This window comes from Prochlorococcus sp. MIT2309, assembly GCF_059772305.1.
Map to the genome: position 1 here is coordinate 125,180 of NZ_CM186282.1, position 21,166 is coordinate 146,345.

At 33.0% G+C, this 21,166-nt stretch carries 24 protein-coding genes and 1 other RNA gene; 11 read left to right on the top strand and 14 right to left on the bottom strand.

The genetic code is table 11. From position 1 onward, the window contains the following. A complete protein-coding gene (locus AC6EJA_RS00640; protein WP_498502605.1) occupies window positions 1–915 on the bottom strand; it encodes a putative selenate ABC transporter substrate-binding protein in 915 nt (304 codons plus the stop codon). A gap of 8 nt (window positions 916–923) precedes the next feature. Beyond that, window positions 924–2,030 (bottom strand): pyridoxal phosphate-dependent aminotransferase, encoded by a 1,107-nt coding sequence (locus tag AC6EJA_RS00645; RefSeq protein WP_498503605.1) that lies wholly within the window; start codon window positions 2,028–2,030, stop codon window positions 924–926. Window positions 2,031–2,196: 166 nt separating this feature from the next. On the opposite strand from AC6EJA_RS00645, the gene AC6EJA_RS00650 reads away from it, so the two are divergent. The 4 genes from AC6EJA_RS00650 to AC6EJA_RS00665 are packed head-to-tail and all read left to right on the top strand — an operon-like array spanning window position 2,197 to window position 5,811. Beyond that, the gene (locus tag AC6EJA_RS00650; RefSeq protein ID WP_498502606.1) at window positions 2,197–2,586 is read left to right on the top strand and encodes a VOC family protein; all 390 of its coding nucleotides are present in this window, start codon (window positions 2,197–2,199) and stop codon (window positions 2,584–2,586) included. A gap of 34 nt (window positions 2,587–2,620) precedes the next feature. After that, window positions 2,621–3,175: a uracil-DNA glycosylase gene (locus AC6EJA_RS00655; protein WP_498502607.1), complete on the top strand. Its 555-nt coding sequence runs from the start codon at window positions 2,621–2,623 to the stop codon at window positions 3,173–3,175. 41 nt (window positions 3,176–3,216) lie between these two features. After that, entirely contained in the window at window positions 3,217–4,440 is a 1,224-nt protein-coding gene (ispG, locus tag AC6EJA_RS00660) for a (E)-4-hydroxy-3-methylbut-2-enyl-diphosphate synthase (protein WP_498502608.1), read from the top strand. Continuing rightward, entirely contained in the window at window positions 4,441–5,811 is a 1,371-nt protein-coding gene (locus tag AC6EJA_RS00665) for a S41 family peptidase (RefSeq protein WP_498502609.1), read from the top strand. Window positions 5,812–5,818: 7 nt separating this feature from the next. On the opposite strand, the gene AC6EJA_RS00670 is transcribed toward AC6EJA_RS00665, so the two are convergent. Both AC6EJA_RS00670 and nadA read right to left on the bottom strand, forming a co-directional pair. After that, window positions 5,819–6,370, bottom strand: a complete 552-nt coding sequence (locus AC6EJA_RS00670; protein ID WP_498502610.1) for a DUF1543 domain-containing protein — start codon at window positions 6,368–6,370, stop codon at window positions 5,819–5,821. Between the two features lie 32 nt (window positions 6,371–6,402). Next, window positions 6,403–7,341: a quinolinate synthase NadA gene (gene nadA, locus AC6EJA_RS00675; RefSeq protein WP_498502611.1), complete on the bottom strand. Its 939-nt coding sequence runs from the start codon at window positions 7,339–7,341 to the stop codon at window positions 6,403–6,405. Window positions 7,342–7,408: 67 nt separating this feature from the next. Here nadA and AC6EJA_RS00680 point away from each other — a divergent pair, with 67 nt between their 5' ends. Next, on the top strand, window positions 7,409–8,263 hold the full coding sequence (locus AC6EJA_RS00680) for a TIGR04168 family protein (RefSeq protein ID WP_498502612.1): 855 nt from the start codon (window positions 7,409–7,411) through the stop codon (window positions 8,261–8,263). A 27-nt stretch (window positions 8,264–8,290) separates the two neighbouring features. Here the strand turns inward: AC6EJA_RS00680 and AC6EJA_RS00685 are convergent, their stop codons facing one another. Continuing rightward, the gene (locus AC6EJA_RS00685) at window positions 8,291–9,091 is read right to left on the bottom strand and encodes a TPM domain-containing protein (protein WP_498502613.1); all 801 of its coding nucleotides are present in this window, start codon (window positions 9,089–9,091) and stop codon (window positions 8,291–8,293) included. A 32-nt stretch (window positions 9,092–9,123) separates the two neighbouring features. Between AC6EJA_RS00685 and AC6EJA_RS00690 the strand changes: the two genes are divergently transcribed. After that, entirely contained in the window at window positions 9,124–10,338 is a 1,215-nt protein-coding gene (locus AC6EJA_RS00690) for a class I SAM-dependent methyltransferase (protein ID WP_498502614.1), read from the top strand. On the opposite strand, the gene aroB is transcribed toward AC6EJA_RS00690, so the two are convergent. Further along, window positions 10,335–11,444, bottom strand: coding sequence for a 3-dehydroquinate synthase (aroB, locus tag AC6EJA_RS00695; protein ID WP_498502615.1), 1,110 nt, complete (start codon window positions 11,442–11,444; stop codon window positions 10,335–10,337). The genes AC6EJA_RS00690 and aroB overlap by 4 nt on opposite strands. Window positions 11,445–11,653: 209 nt before the next feature. On the opposite strand from aroB, the gene AC6EJA_RS00700 reads away from it, so the two are divergent. Continuing rightward, window positions 11,654–12,841 (top strand): 5-(carboxyamino)imidazole ribonucleotide synthase, encoded by a 1,188-nt coding sequence (locus AC6EJA_RS00700; protein ID WP_498502616.1) that lies wholly within the window; start codon window positions 11,654–11,656, stop codon window positions 12,839–12,841. A 19-nt stretch (window positions 12,842–12,860) separates the two neighbouring features. After that, window positions 12,861–13,038: non-coding RNA, 6S RNA (gene ssrS, locus AC6EJA_RS00705), on the top strand. A gap of 753 nt (window positions 13,039–13,791) precedes the next feature. Here ssrS and AC6EJA_RS00710 read toward each other — a convergent pair. The 6 genes from AC6EJA_RS00710 to AC6EJA_RS00735 all read right to left on the bottom strand — a co-directional run bounded on the left by AC6EJA_RS00710 (window position 13,792) and on the right by AC6EJA_RS00735 (window position 18,932). Beyond that, window positions 13,792–14,295, bottom strand: coding sequence for a hypothetical protein (locus AC6EJA_RS00710; protein WP_498502617.1), 504 nt, complete (start codon window positions 14,293–14,295; stop codon window positions 13,792–13,794). Between the two features lie 109 nt (window positions 14,296–14,404). Continuing rightward, window positions 14,405–14,728: a hypothetical protein gene (locus tag AC6EJA_RS00715; RefSeq protein ID WP_498502618.1), complete on the bottom strand. Its 324-nt coding sequence runs from the start codon at window positions 14,726–14,728 to the stop codon at window positions 14,405–14,407. Beyond that, complete coding sequence (locus AC6EJA_RS00720) at window positions 14,721–15,095, bottom strand: DUF2237 family protein (protein WP_498502619.1); 375 nt, start codon at window positions 15,093–15,095, stop codon at window positions 14,721–14,723. Before AC6EJA_RS00720 ends, AC6EJA_RS00715 begins: the two co-directional genes overlap by 8 nt. 194 nt (window positions 15,096–15,289) lie before the next feature. After that, window positions 15,290–17,896 (bottom strand): aminopeptidase N, encoded by a 2,607-nt coding sequence (gene pepN / locus AC6EJA_RS00725; protein WP_498502620.1) that lies wholly within the window; start codon window positions 17,894–17,896, stop codon window positions 15,290–15,292. A gap of 199 nt (window positions 17,897–18,095) precedes the next feature. Beyond that, a complete protein-coding gene (locus AC6EJA_RS00730) occupies window positions 18,096–18,662 on the bottom strand; it encodes a pyridoxamine 5'-phosphate oxidase family protein (protein ID WP_498502621.1) in 567 nt (188 codons plus the stop codon). A 21-nt stretch (window positions 18,663–18,683) separates the two neighbouring features. Beyond that, entirely contained in the window at window positions 18,684–18,932 is a 249-nt protein-coding gene (locus AC6EJA_RS00735; RefSeq protein ID WP_498502622.1) for a DUF8653 family protein, read from the bottom strand. 181 nt (window positions 18,933–19,113) lie between these two features. Here AC6EJA_RS00735 and AC6EJA_RS00740 point away from each other — a divergent pair, with 181 nt between their 5' ends. Next, a complete protein-coding gene (locus tag AC6EJA_RS00740) occupies window positions 19,114–19,353 on the top strand; it encodes a DUF3104 domain-containing protein (RefSeq protein ID WP_498502623.1) in 240 nt (79 codons plus the stop codon). Between the two features lie 4 nt (window positions 19,354–19,357). On the opposite strand, the gene AC6EJA_RS00745 is transcribed toward AC6EJA_RS00740, so the two are convergent. Next, window positions 19,358–19,543 carry a hypothetical protein gene (locus tag AC6EJA_RS00745; protein ID WP_498502624.1) on the bottom strand — a complete coding sequence of 62 codons (186 nt, stop codon included), beginning with the start codon at window positions 19,541–19,543 and terminating at the stop codon, window positions 19,358–19,360. A gap of 202 nt (window positions 19,544–19,745) precedes the next feature. Between AC6EJA_RS00745 and AC6EJA_RS00750 the strand changes: the two genes are divergently transcribed. Then, window positions 19,746–20,054: a hypothetical protein gene (locus AC6EJA_RS00750; RefSeq protein ID WP_498502625.1), complete on the top strand. Its 309-nt coding sequence runs from the start codon at window positions 19,746–19,748 to the stop codon at window positions 20,052–20,054. A 542-nt stretch (window positions 20,055–20,596) separates the two neighbouring features. After that, a complete protein-coding gene (locus AC6EJA_RS00755) occupies window positions 20,597–20,770 on the top strand; it encodes a hypothetical protein (protein WP_498502626.1) in 174 nt (57 codons plus the stop codon). Window positions 20,771–20,843: 73 nt separating this feature from the next. Here the strand turns inward: AC6EJA_RS00755 and AC6EJA_RS00760 are convergent, their stop codons facing one another. Then, window positions 20,844–21,164 carry a hypothetical protein gene (locus tag AC6EJA_RS00760; RefSeq protein WP_498502627.1) on the bottom strand — a complete coding sequence of 107 codons (321 nt, stop codon included), beginning with the start codon at window positions 21,162–21,164 and terminating at the stop codon, window positions 20,844–20,846. Window positions 21,165–21,166 lie beyond the last annotated feature (2 nt).

The window sequence follows — 21,166 nt, forward strand, 5'->3', positions numbered from 1 at the left end:
TTATTTTATTTTTCCCAATTGCCGCCCTATTAATTCAATATTTTCATAGTTTTCTTTTTTAGTACTTATGAAATTTTCAGCTCCAAATAGCTTTAAAATTTTGCCTTGATTCGGAGAAGACTTGCTAAATCCCAATAATGTTTTTTTAAGCTTTAATGTTGTACCTTTCCCGAATCTTTCATCAAGATCAGGTTGTGCCAACCAGTGGTAATCATTGTATGAAGGGGTTCTCCAAATGACTTTTACTTTTTTATTATTTTCTCGGCCCTGTTTTAAATTTGATAACCACACTTGTTCATTTAGAGCTCCCACCTCATATGCTCCGCTTTGAACTAATGCAAGAGTTGCATCATGACTTCCACTAAAGCCAGATCTTCCACCTTTAAAGTCTTTTAGTTTTACCCCTGCTTTCTGTAAGAAATATTGAGGCATTAGTCTCCCTGAGGTTGAGCTTTCAGAGCCGAATGTAAATCTTTTTCCCTTTAACGTTTTTAAATCGGATATGTCAATAATTTTTTCTAAATTAGTTTTATGATTAGCAATAAATACGCTTTTAAAATTAGAATCTATGTCTCTTTGTGCAATTAAAACGGCCCCTTTTTTTTGTAGTCGAGCCTGAACACCTGTTAATCCTCCAAACCATACAACATCTAGATCACCTGTTCTAAATGCAGTTACAGCAGCCGAGTAATTAATCACAGGTTTATAAATCACTGGAATTTTCAACGAAATACTTAACTCTTTTGATAAGAGACTATATAAACGGTTGAGTTTTTCTGGATTCTGATCTGGGATACCACTAATTATAAGTGTTTCTTTCCCAAAAATAGTTTTGGTTAAGAGAAAGAACTGAGTAAAAATAATAAAAAATAAAAAGAAAGTTAATTGCCTAAAGCTGGGTTTAATAAATTTCATTTTTTATATTAAAAAGTTGACATCATTTGATTGAGCCTATCAAGACCATCTTGAATTGTTTTGCTAGAAACAGCACATGAAATTCTTATGCAATTATCATTCCCAAACGCAATTCCGGGAACCATAGATAAGCCAACTTCTTCAAGAGACCTCTTGCAAAATTCAACTGAGGTTAGAGTATCTTTTTCAATCTTTGGGAAAGCATAAAAAGCTCCTTGAGGGTTTACTAAATCAACTCCACTTATTTTGTTTAGCCCCTCCGAGAGAAGAGATCTTCTTTGGTTGTATTTCAAGACCATATCTTTTACACAATCATGAGATCCATTCACAGCAGCCAAGGCTCCTCTTTGGGCAAAGCTACAAACATTACTTGTACTTTGACTCTGCAGCGCTGTTGCTTTTTCTATAATTGACTCATCCCCTGCCAGGTAACCTACTCTCCATCCAGTCATTGCCCAACCTTTAGCAAATCCATTGACTGTAAAAATTCTCTCTTTCATATCTAAAGCAATAGAAGCGAAACTGAAATGATTTTTCCCTTCAGCGAGAAGATACTCATAGATTTCATCGCAAAGGACAAATATTTTTGGATGTTTCCGAAGAATTTCAGCTATGCTTTCTAATTCTTCTCTCTCTAATACGAGGCCAGAAGGATTGTTTGGAGTGTTTAATATCAATAATTTTGTCCTTTCAGTAATACTTTTCTCTAACTTATCGATGTCTATTTTAAATCTCTGAGAAAATTCAGATTCAATAATTTTGGGCACTGCTCCTGCTAATGATGCGATTTGTGGATAACTTAACCAGTAGGGAGAGGGAATGAGAACTTCATCGCCGGGATCAAGGATAATTTGAAAAAGGTTGTAAATCGCCTGTTTACCTCCATTAGTGATTAATACATTTTCTTGGTTGGTAGGTATTTTGTTTATCTCGGAGAGTTTTCGAGCAATAGCATTTCTTAGCTCAGGATCACCTGCAGCAGGACCATATCTTGTTAAGCCATCTGCAAGAGCTTTACGAGCTGCCTCCACAATGAATTGAGGCGTATCAAAATCAGGTTCACCCGCACTTAGACTGCAAATGTCTTTACCTTGCGCTTTTAAAGCCTTAGCCATGGCTGTGATTTCAAGAGTAAGAGATGGCTCCAGCGCCAATGCTCTTTTTGATAAAAATGAAGAGTTGTGATTTTTCAAGGCCCTTATCTTTAAGTTAGTCTTAAAAAACACATCCTGGCTGATGATGGCCATTAAACAACCTTTATTTATTTAATTTAGATTTTGAATGTCTCGTATTGAAAGCAGTTTGCTCATTGCAGCTAAAGATTCCAAATCTTTAGCTCATTTTTATTCTGGTTTAACTAACTCACAAATTAATAGGGGATTGAGTGAAAATCATTTTTATTTGACTACTGAGGGTGGTTGCAGGATTCAATTTTACGAACCATCATCAAAAAGAAAATGGCCTTCTAGAGGAAGGGTGATTTCAATTTGTTTTGAGCGTTATGTAGATTGTGATCCCTATTTGGCTCTCCAAGAGTGGATTAAAGAGCTCAAACTTAGTGGGGGATTTGTCGATGAGCAACCCAGAATGGAACATTTTGGAGCGGAAGCGTGGTTGAGAGACCCAGAGGGAAATCAATTTTTAATATTGATACTGCAAAAGAACAATTAACTTAAGTTAATTGAAAATGATGTAGTTTTATTTTATGACAATAAAAGCAGTTTGTTCATCATGTTCAGGACTTTCTCAACAAGTAAAGGTTGTTGTAGGTAGAGGAAATCCAAAAGCAAATATTTTAATTGTGGGAGAGGCTCCCGGCGCAGAAGAAAATAAATTTGGCTTACCTTTTGTTGGCAGGGCAGGCAAACTCCTGGATAAATTATTGATTAAATCGAACTTGGACCCTCACTTAGATACTTACATGTGCAATATTGTTAAGTGCAGGCCCCCGAAAAATAGAAAACCACTCAAGTCAGAAATAGCAAATAATATGCCCTGGCTCTATCAACAAATTGAACTAATCGAGCCTTTCATTATCGTTTTAACAGGGGCAACTGCTGTTGAAGCATTATTAGGAATTAAGAGCCCCATGAATAGTCTGCGTGGGACATGGCAGAATTGGGAAGGGAAATTAGTAATGCCAGTATTTCATCCTTCTTATCTTTTGAGAAATCCCTCATCAGAAAAGGGTAAACCTCTTTCTTTAACTACCTCTGATTTCTTAAAAGTGAAAAAAAAGCTTCTTCAGTTGCTTTCTTAGTCGATGCTTCTGTCAAACTCACAACAAAGGACTGACAATTTATGACAGCTACAGCTAGTCAAAATTTGGTTCAAGAATCTCTCACGAGACGCTATAGCACTCAAATTTTGCGAAGAGAGACACGCACCGTAATGGTTGGAGATATTGCAATGGGTAGCGAGCATCCGGTGCGGGTTCAGTCAATGATTAATGAAGATACCATGGATATAGATGGATCTACTGATGCAATACGTCGATTACATGAGATAGGTTGCGAAATTGTTCGTGTTACTGTCCCTACTCTTGCAAGTGCAAAGGCCGTAGGAGAAATAAAAAATAGATTGCATCAAACCTACATGCCCGTCCCTTTAGTTGCAGATGTTCATCACAACGGAATGAAGATTGCGCTTGAAGTCGCAAAGCATGTTGATAAAGTTAGAATAAATCCAGGCCTATTTGTGTTTGAAAGACCAGACCCTAATAGGACTGAGTTCAGTAAAGAAGAAATTAATGCCATAAAAGATAAAATAGTTCAAAAATTTGAGCCCATTGTTGATACTTTAAAAGCGCAAAATAAGGCTTTGAGAATAGGAGTAAACCATGGTTCTTTAGCAGAGAGGATGTTATTTGCTTATGGTGATACGCCCCTTGGAATGGTTGAATCTGCTATGGAATTTGTAAGGATTTGCGATTCCTTAGATTTCCACAATATTGTTATTTCAATGAAAGCCTCAAGGCCTCCTGTGATGCTGGCTGCGTATAGAATGATGGCAGACACAATGGATAAAGAAGGGTTTAACTATCCTCTTCATTTAGGGGTTACTGAAGCAGGTGATGGAGATTACGGCAGAATAAAAAGTACCGCTGGTATTGGGACTTTATTATCTGAGGGCATAGGAGATACTATTCGGGTTTCGTTAACAGAAGCTCCAGAGAAAGAAATACCTGTTTGTTATTCAATATTGCAAGCAGTTGGTTTAAGAAAAACAATGGTTGAATATATAAGTTGTCCTAGCTGTGGGAGGACTCTATTTAATCTTGAGGAAGTTGTTGCGAAAGTAAGAGAGGCAACAAGTCATCTCACTGGCCTAGATATCGCAGTGATGGGTTGTATCGTTAATGGTCCCGGCGAGATGGCTGATGCTGATTATGGTTATGTTGGCAAAGGTAAAGGAACTATTGCTTTGTATAGAAATAGGGACGAAATCAAGAGAGTCCCAGAAGATGAGGGTGTGCAAGCGTTAGTAGATTTAATTAAAGAGGATGGCAAATGGGTTGATCCGTAGATGAATAATTTTAATATTTTTTCAATAAGAAATATTTTAGATAAAAGGGCTAATTTAAAAAAAAATTTTTTTAAATTACTTCATTTATCTTCTTATCTTATTATCTTTTCATTACCATCAATAGCAATTGAAAGTAGTAATAGTTCAATTATCAGAAACAATCCTAAAGAGGTCATTGATGAGGTATGGCAAATTATATATAGAGAGTATTTAGATTCTTCGGGAGATTTCAATTCTGATGAATGGATTAAGCTGCGAAAAATGATCCTTTCCAATAAATATGCAGACACTGAGGATTCTTATCTAGCAATAAGGGAAATGCTTTCAAAATTGAATGATCCCTACACACGTTTCCTGACACCAAGTGAATTCAAGGAAATGAGAATTGATACTTCAGGTGAATTGATGGGGGTTGGAATTCAAATTACCTCTGACCCAATAACTAATAAAATCATTGTTGTATCACCAATTGATGGTTCGCCAGCATCAAAAGCAGGTGTTCTACCTAAGGATATAATTGTATCTATTGATGGAAAAACAACAAATGGTATGAATATTAATGATGCAGTTAAAATGATAAGAGGCCCCAAAAATACTAAAGTAAAAATAGGCTTATTAAGAGAAAGTAAACTTTTAGAGTTAATTCTTATAAGAGAAAAAATTGAAATAAATACAGTAATTAGTATGGTAAATAAAACTGATTTAGGTATTAATATTGGTTACATAAGATTAAAACAATTCAACGCAAATGCTGCTAAAGAGATGGAAAATTCAATTAAGAATTTAGAAGACAAAAATGTTAGGGGATATGTTTTAGATCTAAGAGGCAATCCAGGCGGTTTGCTAGAAGCGAGCATTGAAATAGCGAGACAATGGATTGATAAAGGTAAAATAGTGAGTACACAAACTAAAGATGGTATAAATGATGTTCGAATGGCGAGGGGAAGAGCTCTTACTAATAAGCCAGTTGTTTTAATTGTTAATCAAGGTTCCGCAAGTGCAAGTGAGATCCTTTCTGGTGCGATAAGAGATAATCAGCGCGGTCTCCTCGTTGGGGAAAAGACATTTGGTAAAGGTCTAGTTCAATCTGTAAGGGCTCTTTCAGATGGTTCAGGCTTAACAGTAACTATTGCAAAGTATTTGACACCCGCTGGAATCGACATTAATAAATATGGTCTTATGCCAGATCTATTAGTTAAATTCCCTAAACAAATAAAGGGTTTTACAAGCAGAGATCTGGGTACTAATAAAGATATTCAATATGTTGCAGCTGAGAAAATCTTATTAAAAAAATTCCTGATAAAAAGTAAAAAAACAACTTATAATCCAAGAATTAGTAACTATGAATTGGCTTTAAAAATTATTAATTAAATTTCTTCTATGCATTATCAATTCTCATGTATCCGAACCAGTCAGGTTTGAGTTCAGTAGCATAAGTTTCTTTATCAGGAATTAATTTAATTTCCCAATGATCATCAAATTTAATATTATGGCAATCATCAATATTCGGCGAACTTTCAATTCTTGAGTAATCATCATGGTGTTTTTTGATAATGTTCTTCAGCCATTTTTCTTTTGCTTTTTTCTTGGCTTCTTTGGAGCATTTAGCTATAAATAATCCAAATTGATGGAGTTCTGCAAGATTATTTGGGTCATATCCTCCTAAATTTACAAACCAAAGAGAATTTCCTTTATTAGCTTTTAATTTTTTATCAGATTTATTTATTACTTCGATTATGTAGCCATCTATGTAATTAATTTTCACATAACTATCAATATGCAATCCAGATTGTTCACCAAACCACTCATCTCTTAATTTCTGAAAGGTATCTTCTATTTTATGCCCAATTACCCATCTCACATCATGTAATTCTACGTGACTTTGTTTTGTTCTCCCACCAAGAACAACTAAAAATAAATTACTTTTCATTTTGGATGATTTCTTATTTTAACTATCAGTAATTAACTCATTTCTAACATAAGATTGATAGGGGTATAGGCTTTCTTTATCACCTCTGAATCTAATTCTATTTCGGGTTTCATATATTTTAAACAATCCAGAACTTTTTCAAGGGTGTTAAGTCTCATGTAGGGGCATTCGTTGCATCCACAACCATCAATTCCTGGAACATCTAGATATAATTTATTCGGATCTGATAATCTCATTTGATGGATAATACCAGGTTCAGTAATTACTATAAATTCAGATTTTTTGCTTTCTTTTGTATACTTTAGAAGCTTACTAGTTGAACCTATATAGTCAGCAAATTCTAAAATATTTGGCTGACATTCAGGGTGAGCAATAATGTCTGCTTCTTGATGTTTTAATTTTAGTTTTAATAAGGCTTCTTCACTAAAGGCTTCATGTACGGAGCATCTCCCTGGCCATAGAGTCAAATCCCTCCCACTATTACGTTGCACCCATCGGCCTAAATTTTGATCAGGTGCGAATAATATAGGTTTTTCTTTTGGAAGTTTTCTGACTAAATCAACAGCATTACTGCTAGTACAAATTAAATCACTTTGAGCTTTAACAGCTGCCGAGCAGTTTATATAACTGACAACAAAGTGATCAGGATGCCTCTGTTTAAACAGCTTGAATTCATCTGGGGGACAATCATCAGAGAGACTGCAGCCAGCATCAATATCTGGAATTAGAACAGTTTTGTTGGGACAAAGTATTTTTGCAGTTTCTCCCATAAAATGAACTCCACAGAAAACAATTACATCTGCTTGAGTTGAAGCTGCTTTCCTAGAGAGTTCCAGAGAGTCTCCTATAAAGTCAGCTATGTCTTGTATGTGAGGTTCTTGATAATAGTGAGCAAGAATTACCGCATTGCGATCTCTACAGAGTTTCGCAATTTCGTCAATTAATTTTTGCCTCTCTTGAGTTGAGGGCAAAACCGTCTCGTAGGCGGTAATCAGTTTTCTTTAAGCTAATTTAGGCATTATAGGGGTTGCATCAAATTTGGGGCTGTCAAATTTTAGTCTCGCTATTGCTGGTGATCTTCATGGGGCATGGAGTGAGGTTGATGAATATGTGCTAGTTAAATCAAATCCTAACGGTGTTCTCTTTGTTGGAGATCTCAGTGACGGAGATCTCTCTATCACTAGAACAATAAAAAAAATTCCTATTAACAAATCAGTAATACTTGGTAATCATGATCATGGCCGAGACCGTACTGGGTCTGTGTTAAAAAAACAATTGGAAATACTTGGAAAAACTGACTGCTCTTGGAAATTACACCGTTGGACAAATCCATCATTTTCTGTTGTTGGTGCCCGGCCTTGTAGTGCAGGAGGTGGATTTTATATTTCAAGAGAGGTTCAATCGGTCTTTGGACCAGTTTCTTTGCAGCAATCAATTGACAAAATAGTTTTAGCGGGGAAAAAAGCTTCGAGAGACTATCCCTTAATTATTTTGGCCCATTCAGGTCCCTCTGGATTGGGATCAGAAGCTAAGAGTATTTGCGGACGGGACTGGAAAAAACCCTCTATTGATTGGGGTGACAAAGATCTCTCATGCGCGATCGATACTCTGAGAAAAATAAAAAAACCAGAATTAGTCGTTTTTGGTCATACTCATCATCAGCTAAGGAGAGAAAATGGGCAAAGGCAAACTTTTTTATTTGATTCATGGGGTACTGCTTATATGAATTCGGCTTGTGTTCCGAGAAGAGGCATAGATTCTAAAGGAAATTATTTGGGACATTTCTCTTGGGTAGAGTTTGAAAAAAACCAATTGGTTTTTGCATCGCATAGATGGTACGCAGACGATGCTCGAATTGCTTATGAGGATGTTTTGTTCAAAAGGTATGAATAAATTCTTTAGTTGGAATTACTTATATTTTTATTCATCAGTATTAGTTTTTTTCATTAATGTTTTTTGGGCTATGACATAACCAATTACTGCTGATGCGAGGAACCCGACTCCATTCCTCATTAGGGGGAGTATTTCGCTTGTTCTGGTTACTATTGGAGCTATTCCAAAGACTCCAAAAAGGATGATCCATAAAGGAGAAAGAAGTAGAAGCCACCCCCAAGCTATTATCTGCCCCTCTTTTCTAGGTGCAGAGGCAAAACCAGCAATTAGTCCACCAAGAAGAGATGTTGCAAGAGTCCATATCCATTGCTCTTGAGGAAGCCCTGGAACAACTTCGCACCCCCCTCTGTCTAGGCATGTTTTGACAGAAGCTATTGCATCGAGCACAGCACCGTCCTCCCCATGATCTCTTACGTAAAATTGATTTCCAAATCTTGTTTGCAATTCCACCCAAAAAATTCTGGGCATTAGTGCAAAATATGCATCACCTACATTGAAATTAAGAAGGTTTCCACCACGTGGATCAGCAATTATAAGAAGGCTTGTTTCATCAAGGTCCCAATATTCCTTGACGGCCAAACCCGGAGTTTTTTCATATTGAGATAAAAATCTGATTTTCCACCCTGACTCTTCTTGGTATTCATTAAGTGATTTCTCTAAAGTTTCCTTTTGCGTTGGACTTAATGTTCTTGCCAGGTCAATTACAGGAGTTTGATAGCTTGGTAGTAACTCCGGATTATTTGCTGCAATTGCTGGAGTTGTGATTACCAAAGAAATCAAAAAAGCCAAAATCCCTGAAAAAACTTTTATTGTGCGTTGAGATCTCATTTTCTTGTAAAAAACCAAGATTATTCTCTCGAATGGATCGCTATAGCGCGATAAGCCCTGAGTGGCTCTCAAATCGTATCAGGGACAAGGGCGGCTCAATTAGCTTCCATCAATTTATGGACTGGTGTCTTAATGATCCTGTTTTTGGTGCATACTCTGCTGGGAAGTTGAAAATAGGAATCGATGGAGATTTTGTTACTTCTCCTTCGCTTGGCAGCGATTTCGCTGAGCTATTGTCCATTCAAATAATCGATTGGTTTAATCAATTAATTGAAAATTCAGTTGATAATCAATTAATAAATCTAATTGACATAGGTCCAGGAGAGGGGCATTTGGCTAGAGATTTAGTTCGCTGTATTTCTAAAGAAGCCCCTCATCTAATTAATAAACTTCAATTAGTTTTGATAGAACCAAATGAAGGTATGAGAAGAATTCAGAGTGTTAACCTTAAAAATATAGATTTAAAAAGAATTAGCTGGAAAACATATAAAGAAGCTTCTTTCATGCCGGGAATTGGGGTAGTTATTGCACATGAAATTTTAGATGCTTTACCAGTTGAGAGAGTTATTTATAAAAAAAATAAGCTTTATAGACAAGGAATAGAATTAATTAAAAAAAATAATAATTATATGATTAAATTTTCTGAATTAGATTTGTCAGATAAACTTAAAAAATCAATTTTTGAGATGAAAAATTTTATTCAAATAAATATACCACCGTCAGGTATTAAAGACGGTTGGAATTCTGAAATACAATGTGATTATGGTAATTGGTTTGAAAAAACATCTAGGATTATTAAAAAGGGAATGATGTTAATAGTTGATTATTCTTTAGACGCCGATAAGTTTTATAATTCTGTTAGATCTGAAGGAACAATCCTAGCCTATAAAAACAATATTTCGTATAAAAATGTCTTAAATAACCCTGGCGATTGCGATATAACAGCACATTTATGCTTTGATCATATGAAATATTTTGCTCATAAATACGGCTGGGAATTTCAAGGTAAAACTTCACAAGGGGAGGCGCTATTAGCCTTGGGATTGGCTGAAAAATTACATTCACTACAAAAATTTGAAGCTAAGGATTTAAGTATTGCACTTAATAAAAGGGAAACATTATTGAGATTAGTTGACCCCTCTAATCTTGGTGGTTTTAAATGGATTGCTTTTGGAATTAATAATTCAAATATCTGTACTTCAGATAAACAGATCAATACTATTTTTCTAAATGAACCTTCAGCTTAATTTTTACTAATACTAGTAAGGCATTTTAAGATATCAGTCTTTGTAATTTCATTTGATATCTCAACGGCTCCAATGCGTGTCGGAAGTATAAATCTCACCTTACTGTCTTTTACTTTTTTATCACTTTCAAGTGTTGATGTTACATCCGAAAAATTCAATTCAGGCCAATCAACTGGTAAACCTGCTTTTTTTAATAAATCCTTTTGCCTTTTTGCGTCTTTGACTGTCCATTTACCTTTTATTAACGCTAACTCCCCGACAGCTGCCATCCCAATGGATACGGCTTCTCCATGGAGGAATTTCCCATAACCGCAGAGGTTTTCAACAACATGACCGAAAGTGTGCCCATAATTCAATGTTGCTCTCAATCCCCCTTCTTTCTCATCAGCAATAACAACTTTCGCTTTAGTTAAAGCTGAGCGTTCAATTAATTCTTCAACCAATTCTATGCCGAGATTTTCTAAACTATCAATGCCATCTGATTTCTCTAGTAATTCAAATAGAATTTCGTCTCCAATAACTGCGTATTTTATTACCTCAGCCATGCCAGCTTTGAATTCTTTTTTTGGAAGCGATAGGAGGGTTTTGGGATCTATAAGAACTAATTTTGGTTGGTGAAAGGCTCCAATCAGGTTTTTACCACCAGGATGATTAACTCCAGTTTTTCCACCAATTGAGGCATCAACCATTGCTAACAATGTTGTTGGAATTTGAATAAAAGATATCCCCCTTAGCCAAGTTGCTGCAGCAAACCCTGATATATCTCCAACTACCCCCCCACCAAGAGCAATTATTAGAGAACCTCTTTCAAGTTTGTAACTATAAGCAGCATCATGAATTTTTTCTATGGTTCTTAGATTTTTATTTTCTTCGCCTTCTTCTATAACTAATGTTTGTACTTTATAGTCAAATTCTTTTAAGGATTTTATAAGTGAATTAGCATATAAATCATTTACTATTTTATTAGTTATTAGTAATATCTTTGTGGAACTTTTTACTTTCATTTTCATCAATTCTTTCCCAATCCCATTAATACCATCTCCACCTATGACTATTTCATAAGGATTATTGGATAAGTTTACTGAAATAATTCGGGGTTTATTCATTTGCAATGGTTTGTTTAGTCTCAGGTGATTTTAACTTATATATTAACTTTAAAGCAGAATTTTTTATTTCGGTTGACTTAATTAGATGATTTACTGGAGATATTTTGATATAAAGATAGGCTTTCCTGAGTCACATGTTGCACTTACCTTATATGCAATAATTTAATATAGATTGCTTAGAAGTCATTCTCTCAAATAAATATCTCAAGATGACCATTGAATATTCTCCTTCAAGTGATACTAAAAATACAATGGTAGGAGTGGTTGGTGGAGGTCAATTAGCTCAGATGTTAGTTGAGGCCGGTCAAAAGAGAGGAATAGAGGTTGCAATTCAAACTTTTTCAAAGTCCGATCCAGCTGCAATCAAAGCAAAAAAAGTTATAGAAAAAGATCAAAAGGATTTTGAGGCAACTAGAGAATTGTCCAAAATTTGTAAAACTATAACATTTGAGAATGAGTGGATTGAAATTGACTCTTTGCGTTTACTTGAAGAGCAGGGAACCTCTTTTGTTCCAAATCTTATATCTCTTATGCCATTAATTGATAAAATTTCACAGAGAAAATTACTTAGAAAATTAAATATTCTCGGCCCAGATTGGATGAGACTTTCAATATTGGATTCTAACGATCAAAAATTGCCAGATGGCTGGAGTTTTCCACTTATGGCAAAAGCTTCAAAGGGAGGTTATGACGGCAAAGGAACCAAGATCATTAAAGATTTCAGTGCACTTAAAAATTTAATTAACAGTGTTGATAATGAAAATTGGTTTTTAGAGAACTGGGTTAATTATAAAAAAGAATATTCTTTAATTGCTAGCAGAGATTTTTCGGGAAAAATAAGGTCTTTCCCTTTGATCGAAACAAGTCAGAAAAATCAAGTTTGTGATTGGGCTTTATCACCAGCCAATGTAACTCATAGCATTGAATTAATGGCTCAAAATGTTATTTCTTCGATAATGACTGAGCTTAATTATTATGGAGTTTTGGCTATTGAATTTTTCTTTGGAGATCAGGGACTAATGGTAAATGAGATTGCTCCGAGAACTCATAATTCAGGTCATTTCTCAATAGAGGCCTGTAATAGCAGTCAATTTGATCAACAAGTTTGCATCGCAGCGGGTTTAGATGTTCCTTCTCCAGAACTTATTTCTAAGGGCGCTTTAATGGTTAATTTATTAGGGCTACCTTCCAATAAGTATTCAACTATTAATAAAAGATTGGGTGACATATCAAGTATTGAAGGTGCAAATGTTCACTGGTATGAGAAGCAAGAGGAAAAAGTTGGAAGAAAAATGGGCCACGTAACATTTCTTCTTAATGGCGAAGATCATTCCTCTCGAAGAGATGAAGCGATGGCACTTAAAGAAAAAATAAGAAAAATTTGGCCCATAAACTGACTATTTTGGTCTAAATTGTTAAAAGCTACCTTGTTGGTGTAGGCCTTTTTGTGCTCTGATCTGACTCTCTTTCGACTTGGGGAGACTGTCGTGAAGGTAACGTATACCAGTTTTTCTGGAAACGAAGCCCCACTTTGAATCCCCCTCTGGTATTACCAGGTCGAACGCAGAGGTTCTCACGGCAAGGTGGCTCCTATTTTCTTTATATCTAACTAATCTAAAAAATTTATACCATTTCATTTCCAACGCATTATTTGGATAAATTATTTTATGAAAAGGTCCTATTTAAAAGCCTTATTAAATAAAGTTTATATTCACAAATAGGTAATATTTTTCTTATTAGTGAAATGGCATTGTAATTATTGGTTCTATAAATATAACTAGCTTTAATTACTAAACCTTAGTTACTGACCTATGAGAAAAAACAAAATATAATTTTAGTTGGGTTTTTTTTACCTTCATTTGTAAAAAAAGATTTGTCAATTCCTAAGAAAATCTACATTCATATTTCTTTTTATTGAAAATCTCCTCATTTAAATAAATTAATAATAATATTAATTTAAATTTGATTTTTAAATTTTCTATGCTTCCAGTATTTTCTATATTTATGTTCTTTTTAATTGGGCTTACTTTTTTTGCCCTTTCAAAGGATGATTTTGGTATTCAATCAATAAAAGTGGAAAAATAAGATGAGTAATTCTAGGCCTATCTTTTGGTACTTGATTGGTATCTTGGCAGTTATTTTTGGTTTATACCCGTTATCAAAGAATTTTTTGAGCATATCATATCTTGATAATAACTACTTCTTTTTCTTACTCGGAGGGATATGGACCCTATCTTTGTTAGTTTGGTTATTTGCCAAGAGAAATCTCAGGAAAATAAAAAATAACGAAAATAATTTACTTTCTTAGAAAGTTTTGCTAAATATTTTTATTACTTATTTTATGATATTAATCTTTTAACCAAAGGGCTAATCCCCCTCCTTTCCCTCTTGCGGATAACCATCTCTTATTAGCTCCACCAGTTGCAATAAGAGCAAAAAATGGCCTTCTTTTTTCCTCGGGTATTTCTAATTTTTTTGAAAATAGTGTAAAAGAGGAGAATTCTAATTTAATATTACTAAAGTAGAAAATCAATAGTGGCTGCTTCCTTTCTAAAATACCAAAACCATTAAAAATTATTTTTAAAAGACCAAATTGTATAGAATTAACCATTATAAATTTATCCTTTTTTTCATCATTATCTTGATTATTTAATTCAAGCCTTGCAGAAAAAACTTGTAAAAGAGTACTTGGAATTGATTGTTGCTTATTATCCCCTTGGCTCCAAACAGAGTGAAATTTCCAACAACCGATTAGATCATCGTAAGAAATTCCAGAACTCTCTACTCGGGCTTTTTTTTCAAGTTCAAGTAGTTCTTCTATTTCTGGAAGCTCACTTTTATCTGAGATCATGAGAATTAATGCAATCCAATGAATTTTAGTAAATACTTTTTTTAAATGCTTTCAAGAACTAATATTCCTAACGGAGTCTCTTAGCTACATAAAAAATGCAATTTAACTCTTACCAGTTCGATGATTTACAATTTGAATTAACTATCATTGCCTTAATTATCCAATCTTTATTAATACCCAAAGCTTGTATAATTTTTTCTTCTATATTTTTAATCTCCTTGTAGTTCCTTGGGATTCTTACCCTTACAATAAATTGTTCGGATTGAAGTGTGATTGAATGATTTGTAAAACCAAGGTTGATAATTTTCTCAAGAGAATATCTAAAAAGTGTAATTTTTAAAATTTTTTTTCTATCCCAGGTTGAATTGCCTGGTATGTTTTCCTTCCCTTCCCAGTAGTCCTTATATTTTTTAAGACTATTAAGATTATTCATTATTATTTTTGTAAGAAAATTTTGAAAGAATGGATAGATCAATAAGCTCTAATGTACTTATCTCTGTGGCATCTAAATTTACTAAAGGGGCCATTCCATCTTCGTATGCCTCTTTCCAACGTGATGCACATAAACACCATTTATCCCCTGGCTGTAACCCAGGGAACTCAAATTGTGGCATAGGTGTTGTTAAGTCATTACCTTGTGCTTTGCTGTAAGTCAAAAAACGTTCGGTCATAACTGCACAAACTGTATGCATTCCAAAATCCGATGGATCAGTCTTGCATGATCCATCTCGGTACCAACCTGTAATTGGGTTGCAATTACAGGTTTCTAATTCACCGCCTTTTACATTTTTGTATTGCATAAACTAAAAATTGCTCTTCTCCTATTTTGCCTAAATTGAGGCATTTATCTATTAAAAACATTATTGTTTTAGCTTTTAATCTTAAACTCAGATTACTTTCTAATAAACGGTATTAATTCCCAACAGTTTTCTTTTCTCAAAATAATTATATTATTTTTGAGTTTATATTTATTTTTTCATATATTGTTGATTATTTATTTAAGTATAAGTTCAATTACTTCTGTTGTATTATTAGATAATTCGTGCTTTTTTAGTTGCATCAAAGCATCAAACATATGTTTTCTATAAGGTTGGCTATAATTTTGCCATTTGCTAAATATTTTTAAGAGTCTTGACGCTGTAATTGGATTCCTACTGTCAATCTCTTTAATTTGATCTGCAATAAATATGTATCCAGAACCATCTTTAGAGTGAAATACTGATATGTTTTGTATAACTCCACCCATTACAGCTCTTATTGAGTTAGGGGCAATTGGATCAAACAAAGGATGGGATATTAAATCTTGCAAATCTGAAATCGAATTTTCAGGTATTCTTGCTTTTAAATTGAACCAAGTATCTAAAATTACAGGATTGTTATTCCATTTTTTATAAAATATATCTAAGGCTATGTTTCTTTCTTTGCAATTAATATTTATCAGAGCATTTAATGATGCTTTGGCTAATGTCATAGATTCTCCTTTAACAAATTCAAGTATTTCATTGTTAATAGAATCGTCATTTTCATGAATTCTAATTGACATTATTTTTTCAATTAGTTTTCTTTCATATTGACCTTTTGGCCACTCATATAATTCAAAACTCTTATATTTTATAAATAATTTCTGTAGATCATTTTTAAGTGACCTTGAAATTTTTGATAAGAAGTATTCATATGAATCTTTTAGTGCAATTGGATTAATTTGGTTCTGATAGAGTTCTAGCTCTGAAACTTTTGGTATATCAAGAATCAATGATAAAAATCCTGGATTTTTTGTTCCGAATCTATCAATAAGACTACTAAGTGCTTTAATTATTGAACTTTCTAGAGATGAGTCAGGAGCCTCATCTGCTCTAGCAATAATTGCTTTTTTAGTAAGTAACTGAAAAGTATTCCAAATGGTAAATAAATCATTATCGTTTCTAATTAAGGAAAGTTGCTCATCTATTGTTAAATCAGATATCCAGTTTACTGGAGCCGAGAAGTTACGAAATAGTGAAATTATAGGTTTATCGCTATTTTTGGGAAGATTTTTAAAAGTAAATTCTTCTGATTTCTTATCTAAAATTAACGTATCAACCTTTTTAATTTTATTATTGCATATTATAGCCATTTCAATTGGAATAACTAAAGGGATTTTTTTATGCGAATATTTATTATCATTACTTTGATTTATTGATAATTTCAATTGCCCCAAATCGCTGTTCCAAAATCTCCTTATTGAGATACTTGGTGTCCCTGGTTGATTGTACCATTCTATAAATTGTTCAATATCAAACTTAGCTTTATATCCATTTTTTAAAGCGCCTTCAAAAACAGAATATACAAAATCTTCTGTCGTACAAGCAGTTCCATCAAATTTATTTATATAGTTTGCTATCCCTTTGAAGTAGTTTTCTTTACCTAATAGTGTTTGAAGTATTCTTATTACCTCTGCTCCTTTTTCATAAATCGTTGTAGTATAAAAATTATCTATTGCTAAATATTCTTTTGGCTTTACTGGATGAGATGTGGGCCCACTATCTTCTTTGAATTGAATATTACGTAATAGAGATACATCCTCTATTCTTTTAATTGATTCTGAGTGTATATCTGATGTAAATGTTTGATCTCTAAAGACAGTTAGTCCTTCTTTAAGAGATAATTGAAACCAATCTCTACAAGTTATCCTATTTCCTGTCCAATTATGAAAGTATTCATGTGCTATTACACTTTCTATCCTTTCTAATTCGGGATCAGTTGCTATAGATGAATCGGCTAAAACTAACTTTGAATTAAATATATTCAAACTCTTATTTTCCATGGCTCCCATGTTGAAGTGTCTGATGGCAACTATGTTAAAAATTTTTAAATCATACTCTAATTTGTATATCTCCTCATCCCATTTCATAGCCCTTTTCAGCGACTTAATTGCATGATCTGTAAATTTCTCATCTCCAGGCTCTACATATATGAAAATCTCAACTATTTTCCCTGATTTTGTTTTGTAACTTGATGATACTTTATTTAGTTTCCCAGCTACTAATGCAAATAAATATGATGGCTTGGGAAATGGATCTTCCCACACTACTTCATGCCTAGTTGGATCATCTTTTAACTTTGATTCAAAGATCTTATTCCCATTTGATAATAGAATTGGATATTTTTTCTTATCTGCCTCAATCCTTACTGTATATTTACTAAGAACATCCGGTCTATCAGGGTGGAAACATATACGTCTAAACCCCTCAGCCTCGCACTGAGTAGTGATAATATCACAACTGGAATATAATCCTTCAAGCGATGCATTATTATATGGGTCTAATTCACTTTTTATTTCTAATTTAAAAATATTTTCTGGTATATTTTTTATCTCTAGCTCGCTTCCATTAACCGTGTATTTATCTTTGTCAATAAGTATACTATCAATTTTCAATGATTTAATAATAATATTCTCGCCTTTAAGTAATAATGATTTAGCGCAATTATTCTTTGGTTTAATGGTCATAGAGGAAGTAATATCTATCAATTTTTTCTTTATACAAAAATCAAGTGATATCTCAGGTATTGCGAATGGGTAGGGAGAGTAATCGGCCAGCTTCACCTTTTTATCTTTAATCATACTATTAATTTCAACCAGATTTAAAAAGGCATATACACTCTAGTATAAATTCATCATCTTTGATTTTATAGACTTATTACTATTGTATTTTCCATACAACTTATTTTTTTAAATATAATTAAAATTTCAATCATCGTATATATTTAAGATTTTATATTGTTATAATAGTTATTTTGATAATTAAATATTTCATTCATTATCAAGGATTAATCCTTTCCACTTCCCAATTATTCTCAATTCTCCACCTGTATCTGTGATGTGGTAATGGACTAAGATTGAGTTCCTCAACACAATTAATTTTTACCAATATAACTAAAAAATTGTCTGGCATCTCAACATTGCTTTTCACGCTCAAAGGGAATTCTGAATTTAAAGAGAATTTTGCTGAAGGATTGGGCCAAAACCACAGAGACTTTGAATTTGTATTGAGGTTTGCCCATTCTCTCTTTGAAATAATTTCAGAAGCAAAATCTGCTTCTCCAATAAATCTGAATTGTGTTTTGGCAGACTTAAAGATCCAGCATATCTCAACATCTTTGCAGTTTTCTATGTCCGAAATTTTTTCACTCCTTGAATCTGAAAAGATTTTAAGTTGATTTATCTCATTCCACCCTCTAAATACTACAGTTCTTACTTTTGGTTTATTTGTTTTTGAGATGGTGGCCAATTGTATCCATTTTGAACTTGTATTTTTCCCATTTCTTTTTAATCCTGATTTAACTCTTTGCATCCAAGGTGGCAATATTCTCCTTGTAGCCTCATTCATTTTGGTGATGCTATGGTAACTTTAGAAAATTTTAGTTTCTTTTATGTTGAAGTTTGATTTAGTTAAAAGAGTATCGTCTTTAATTTCTAAACCTTTCACTATTGAAATTTCACCTTTAAGCCCCTCAGCTTTTAATTGTTCTATCATCGTTTGGATAACTTGAGTTTCAACTAATTTTTGATCAATTTGATCAGGAGTCATTTTTTCAAATATTTTACCTGCCTTTGCTCTCACCACTTCTGAGGCATTTGTGATTTGAAGAAAAATCATATTAACTTAGTTTATCATTGTTATTCTATATTTACATCCAACCATGTTTCTTAAATAATTATTATACGTTTTACAAGTTGAGTTTATTAATAAATTATAATAATTCTCTAATAAAATAATCTTTTAGAATAGTTTTCACTATCCAATCTGTAATTTTACTAAAATATCAAAAAACAAATCTATGCATTTAGATAATTCAAAAAATAAAGTTTTTCTTGATGTTTCTATAGGGGATATAGTTCTTATATCAGAAATTGAATCTACATCAAAGCAAAATCTATGTTTTGGTTTAGTTCTTTTTTCAGTAGGAGGATCAAGTAATTCAAAAGTTAATACTATTTTTCAAGTTCAAGATATAGATACGGGACTTATTTTCTACGTTAATGCTGATCAAGTTATAGATATTTTAAAAAAGGGATAAATAGCTACATATCATGATTTTGAAAGGTGTGCTCATCTATAACTAGTATTTCCTCTTGTATTGATGATCCATCTAGCCATTCTTTATATTCTTTTTGAAGAGCGAGCTGATCTTTTTTGTTGATTTTAGAAGACCTTGATAAAACATTGGCTAGACTTTCAACAATGGAGTCCTCTATTCCTTTTAACATGACGACCGATGTATACCTATTTTTTTCAAATTAACCCACGCATTGCTAAAGTCAACTCTGTTTTTTAAAGAGTAAATAACCTTTTAACCTTTACTGCACATCTAGATACAACTAAGGTTTGCATTTCAAGGTAAATTAATTATCTTACTTGCATAAATTAAGTAATAAAGCATTATTAGATCGATTCTTAACATGAGTTTTAATGGCCTTTCCTAAAGAATTAGATTATTTAAATGGAACCACTGGTAAAGCAGCATATAATAAGATAGTTAATTTTTCGTCTAATAACTCATCTAGTTCTACCAATAGCTTTAACCAGATAGGTAATCAGACTGTATTCTATTTTATATACGCTGCTTTACTGCTTTTTTCTGCTATTGAGGAAGCTGATTGGAATATCTTAACCGCAAAGAATTCTAACGATGCTGATACAATTTCCGATAATACAAACTGGAACATTAATAATTTTTTTAAATTATCCTTTATTTCTAATTCAGGATATGAAAAGTAATAACTATATTTCCTCTTACTCTTAATTAAGGAAATCAAGATATCTGATATAAGTAAATATTCTTTTTATATATTTCTTTACGACTTTTAATATTTATTAGAGTCAAATTACTTATTTTTATTGCTTTTTCTTAAATTTATATAAAGCTATAGATAGCAGAAATTTTTTATGGTTAATTTTTCAATCACTATTAAATTCCCTTAAAGCCATTAAACACAAAGTGTTTTTAATTCTCTAAATATAGAAATGATGCAGTTTATTTGCAAAAAAATTAACTTTGATCTCCATGCTTGATATTTTATTTTTTCTTGTTGTTTCGATTCTTTTTTGGAGCTTTTGTGCGCTATCTCTACATAGCCATAAGTCTGAGCAGATATTATCTATCATTTCAGAAATTATTGAAACTCTTAATCGTCTAATAAGTGCCTTTACAATTTTATTCAAATTATTATTAAAAGATCTTTTATACGAATATTTTTCTTCATCGATAATCACGAAGAAAAAATACTTAAATAATAAGGTCGCTACCACATCTGATGTAAATGAATCAGACTATGCAGTTAAGCTTGAGAATATCTACGGTAATTAATTTTTTACCTTCTCAATTAATTAATGTCATTACCAAGGCTGGAGTAGCGATAATAATCAAACCAACCGCTGCTGTCGCAGCAAGTAAAGTAGGACTGCTCACGAATAAAAAAAATAATCAAATATAAAGGAAATATTAAGACTAATTTCGCTGATTTGCATGAAATATGTCAGCGGTTATCGCTTTTTTAACAATTCTTATCAAAGGCCTCTGCTTTTCTCTGATTCGATTGTTCTTTTCCTTCTAACAGAAAGGTAAAACCAAAGCCATGTAGGTAGGGTTATGAAAAAACCAATTAAAAATATGTAGCTTCGAGTGGTTTCCCAGGCAGATTGATCACATGAAATCTTTAGGTCAGGCCTTAATTTCTCCTCAACTTTGGTGCTCAATGAGTTGCAAATGTTGAGGCCATGCAAGCTGAGTGCACCATAGGTTATTGCAGTTGGAACAGTTGCAAGCCATATAGCAAGCATTAAATTCCCAAGTTTTAAATTTAAATCATCTCTTTTAGATAAACTCATCT

What these genes read in the sequence shown, in the direction of transcription:
- AC6EJA_RS00640 (WP_498502605.1), bottom strand. Translation starts at nt 915, where the DNA reads ATGAAATTTATTAAACCCAGCTTTAGGCAATTAACTTTCTTTTTATTT.
- AC6EJA_RS00645 (WP_498503605.1), bottom strand. Translation starts at nt 2,030, where the DNA reads ATGGCTAAGGCTTTAAAAGCGCAAGGTAAAGACATTTGCAGTCTAAGT.
- AC6EJA_RS00650 (WP_498502606.1), top strand. Translation starts at nt 2,197, where the DNA reads ATGTCTCGTATTGAAAGCAGTTTGCTCATTGCAGCTAAAGATTCCAAA.
- AC6EJA_RS00655 (WP_498502607.1), top strand. Translation starts at nt 2,621, where the DNA reads ATGACAATAAAAGCAGTTTGTTCATCATGTTCAGGACTTTCTCAACAA.
- ispG (WP_498502608.1), top strand. Translation starts at nt 3,217, where the DNA reads ATGACAGCTACAGCTAGTCAAAATTTGGTTCAAGAATCTCTCACGAGA.
- AC6EJA_RS00665 (WP_498502609.1), top strand. Translation starts at nt 4,441, where the DNA reads ATGAATAATTTTAATATTTTTTCAATAAGAAATATTTTAGATAAAAGG.
- AC6EJA_RS00670 (WP_498502610.1), bottom strand. Translation starts at nt 6,370, where the DNA reads ATGAAAAGTAATTTATTTTTAGTTGTTCTTGGTGGGAGAACAAAACAA.
- AC6EJA_RS00685 (WP_498502613.1), bottom strand. Translation starts at nt 9,091, where the DNA reads ATGAGATCTCAACGCACAATAAAAGTTTTTTCAGGGATTTTGGCTTTT.
- AC6EJA_RS00690 (WP_498502614.1), top strand. Translation starts at nt 9,124, where the DNA reads ATGGATCGCTATAGCGCGATAAGCCCTGAGTGGCTCTCAAATCGTATC.
- aroB (WP_498502615.1), bottom strand. Translation starts at nt 11,444, where the DNA reads ATGAATAAACCCCGAATTATTTCAGTAAACTTATCCAATAATCCTTAT.
- AC6EJA_RS00700 (WP_498502616.1), top strand. Translation starts at nt 11,654, where the DNA reads ATGACCATTGAATATTCTCCTTCAAGTGATACTAAAAATACAATGGTA.
- AC6EJA_RS00710 (WP_498502617.1), bottom strand. Translation starts at nt 14,295, where the DNA reads ATGATCTCAGATAAAAGTGAGCTTCCAGAAATAGAAGAACTACTTGAA.
- AC6EJA_RS00715 (WP_498502618.1), bottom strand. Translation starts at nt 14,728, where the DNA reads ATGAATAATCTTAATAGTCTTAAAAAATATAAGGACTACTGGGAAGGG.
- AC6EJA_RS00720 (WP_498502619.1), bottom strand. Translation starts at nt 15,095, where the DNA reads ATGCAATACAAAAATGTAAAAGGCGGTGAATTAGAAACCTGTAATTGC.
- pepN (WP_498502620.1), bottom strand. Translation starts at nt 17,896, where the DNA reads ATGATTAAAGATAAAAAGGTGAAGCTGGCCGATTACTCTCCCTACCCA.
- AC6EJA_RS00730 (WP_498502621.1), bottom strand. Translation starts at nt 18,662, where the DNA reads ATGAATGAGGCTACAAGGAGAATATTGCCACCTTGGATGCAAAGAGTT.
- AC6EJA_RS00735 (WP_498502622.1), bottom strand. Translation starts at nt 18,932, where the DNA reads ATGATTTTTCTTCAAATCACAAATGCCTCAGAAGTGGTGAGAGCAAAG.
- AC6EJA_RS00740 (WP_498502623.1), top strand. Translation starts at nt 19,114, where the DNA reads ATGCATTTAGATAATTCAAAAAATAAAGTTTTTCTTGATGTTTCTATA.
- AC6EJA_RS00745 (WP_498502624.1), bottom strand. Translation starts at nt 19,543, where the DNA reads ATGTTAAAAGGAATAGAGGACTCCATTGTTGAAAGTCTAGCCAATGTT.
- AC6EJA_RS00750 (WP_498502625.1), top strand. Translation starts at nt 19,746, where the DNA reads ATGGCCTTTCCTAAAGAATTAGATTATTTAAATGGAACCACTGGTAAA.
- AC6EJA_RS00755 (WP_498502626.1), top strand. Translation starts at nt 20,597, where the DNA reads ATGAATCAGACTATGCAGTTAAGCTTGAGAATATCTACGGTAATTAAT.
- AC6EJA_RS00760 (WP_498502627.1), bottom strand. Translation starts at nt 21,164, where the DNA reads ATGAGTTTATCTAAAAGAGATGATTTAAATTTAAAACTTGGGAATTTA.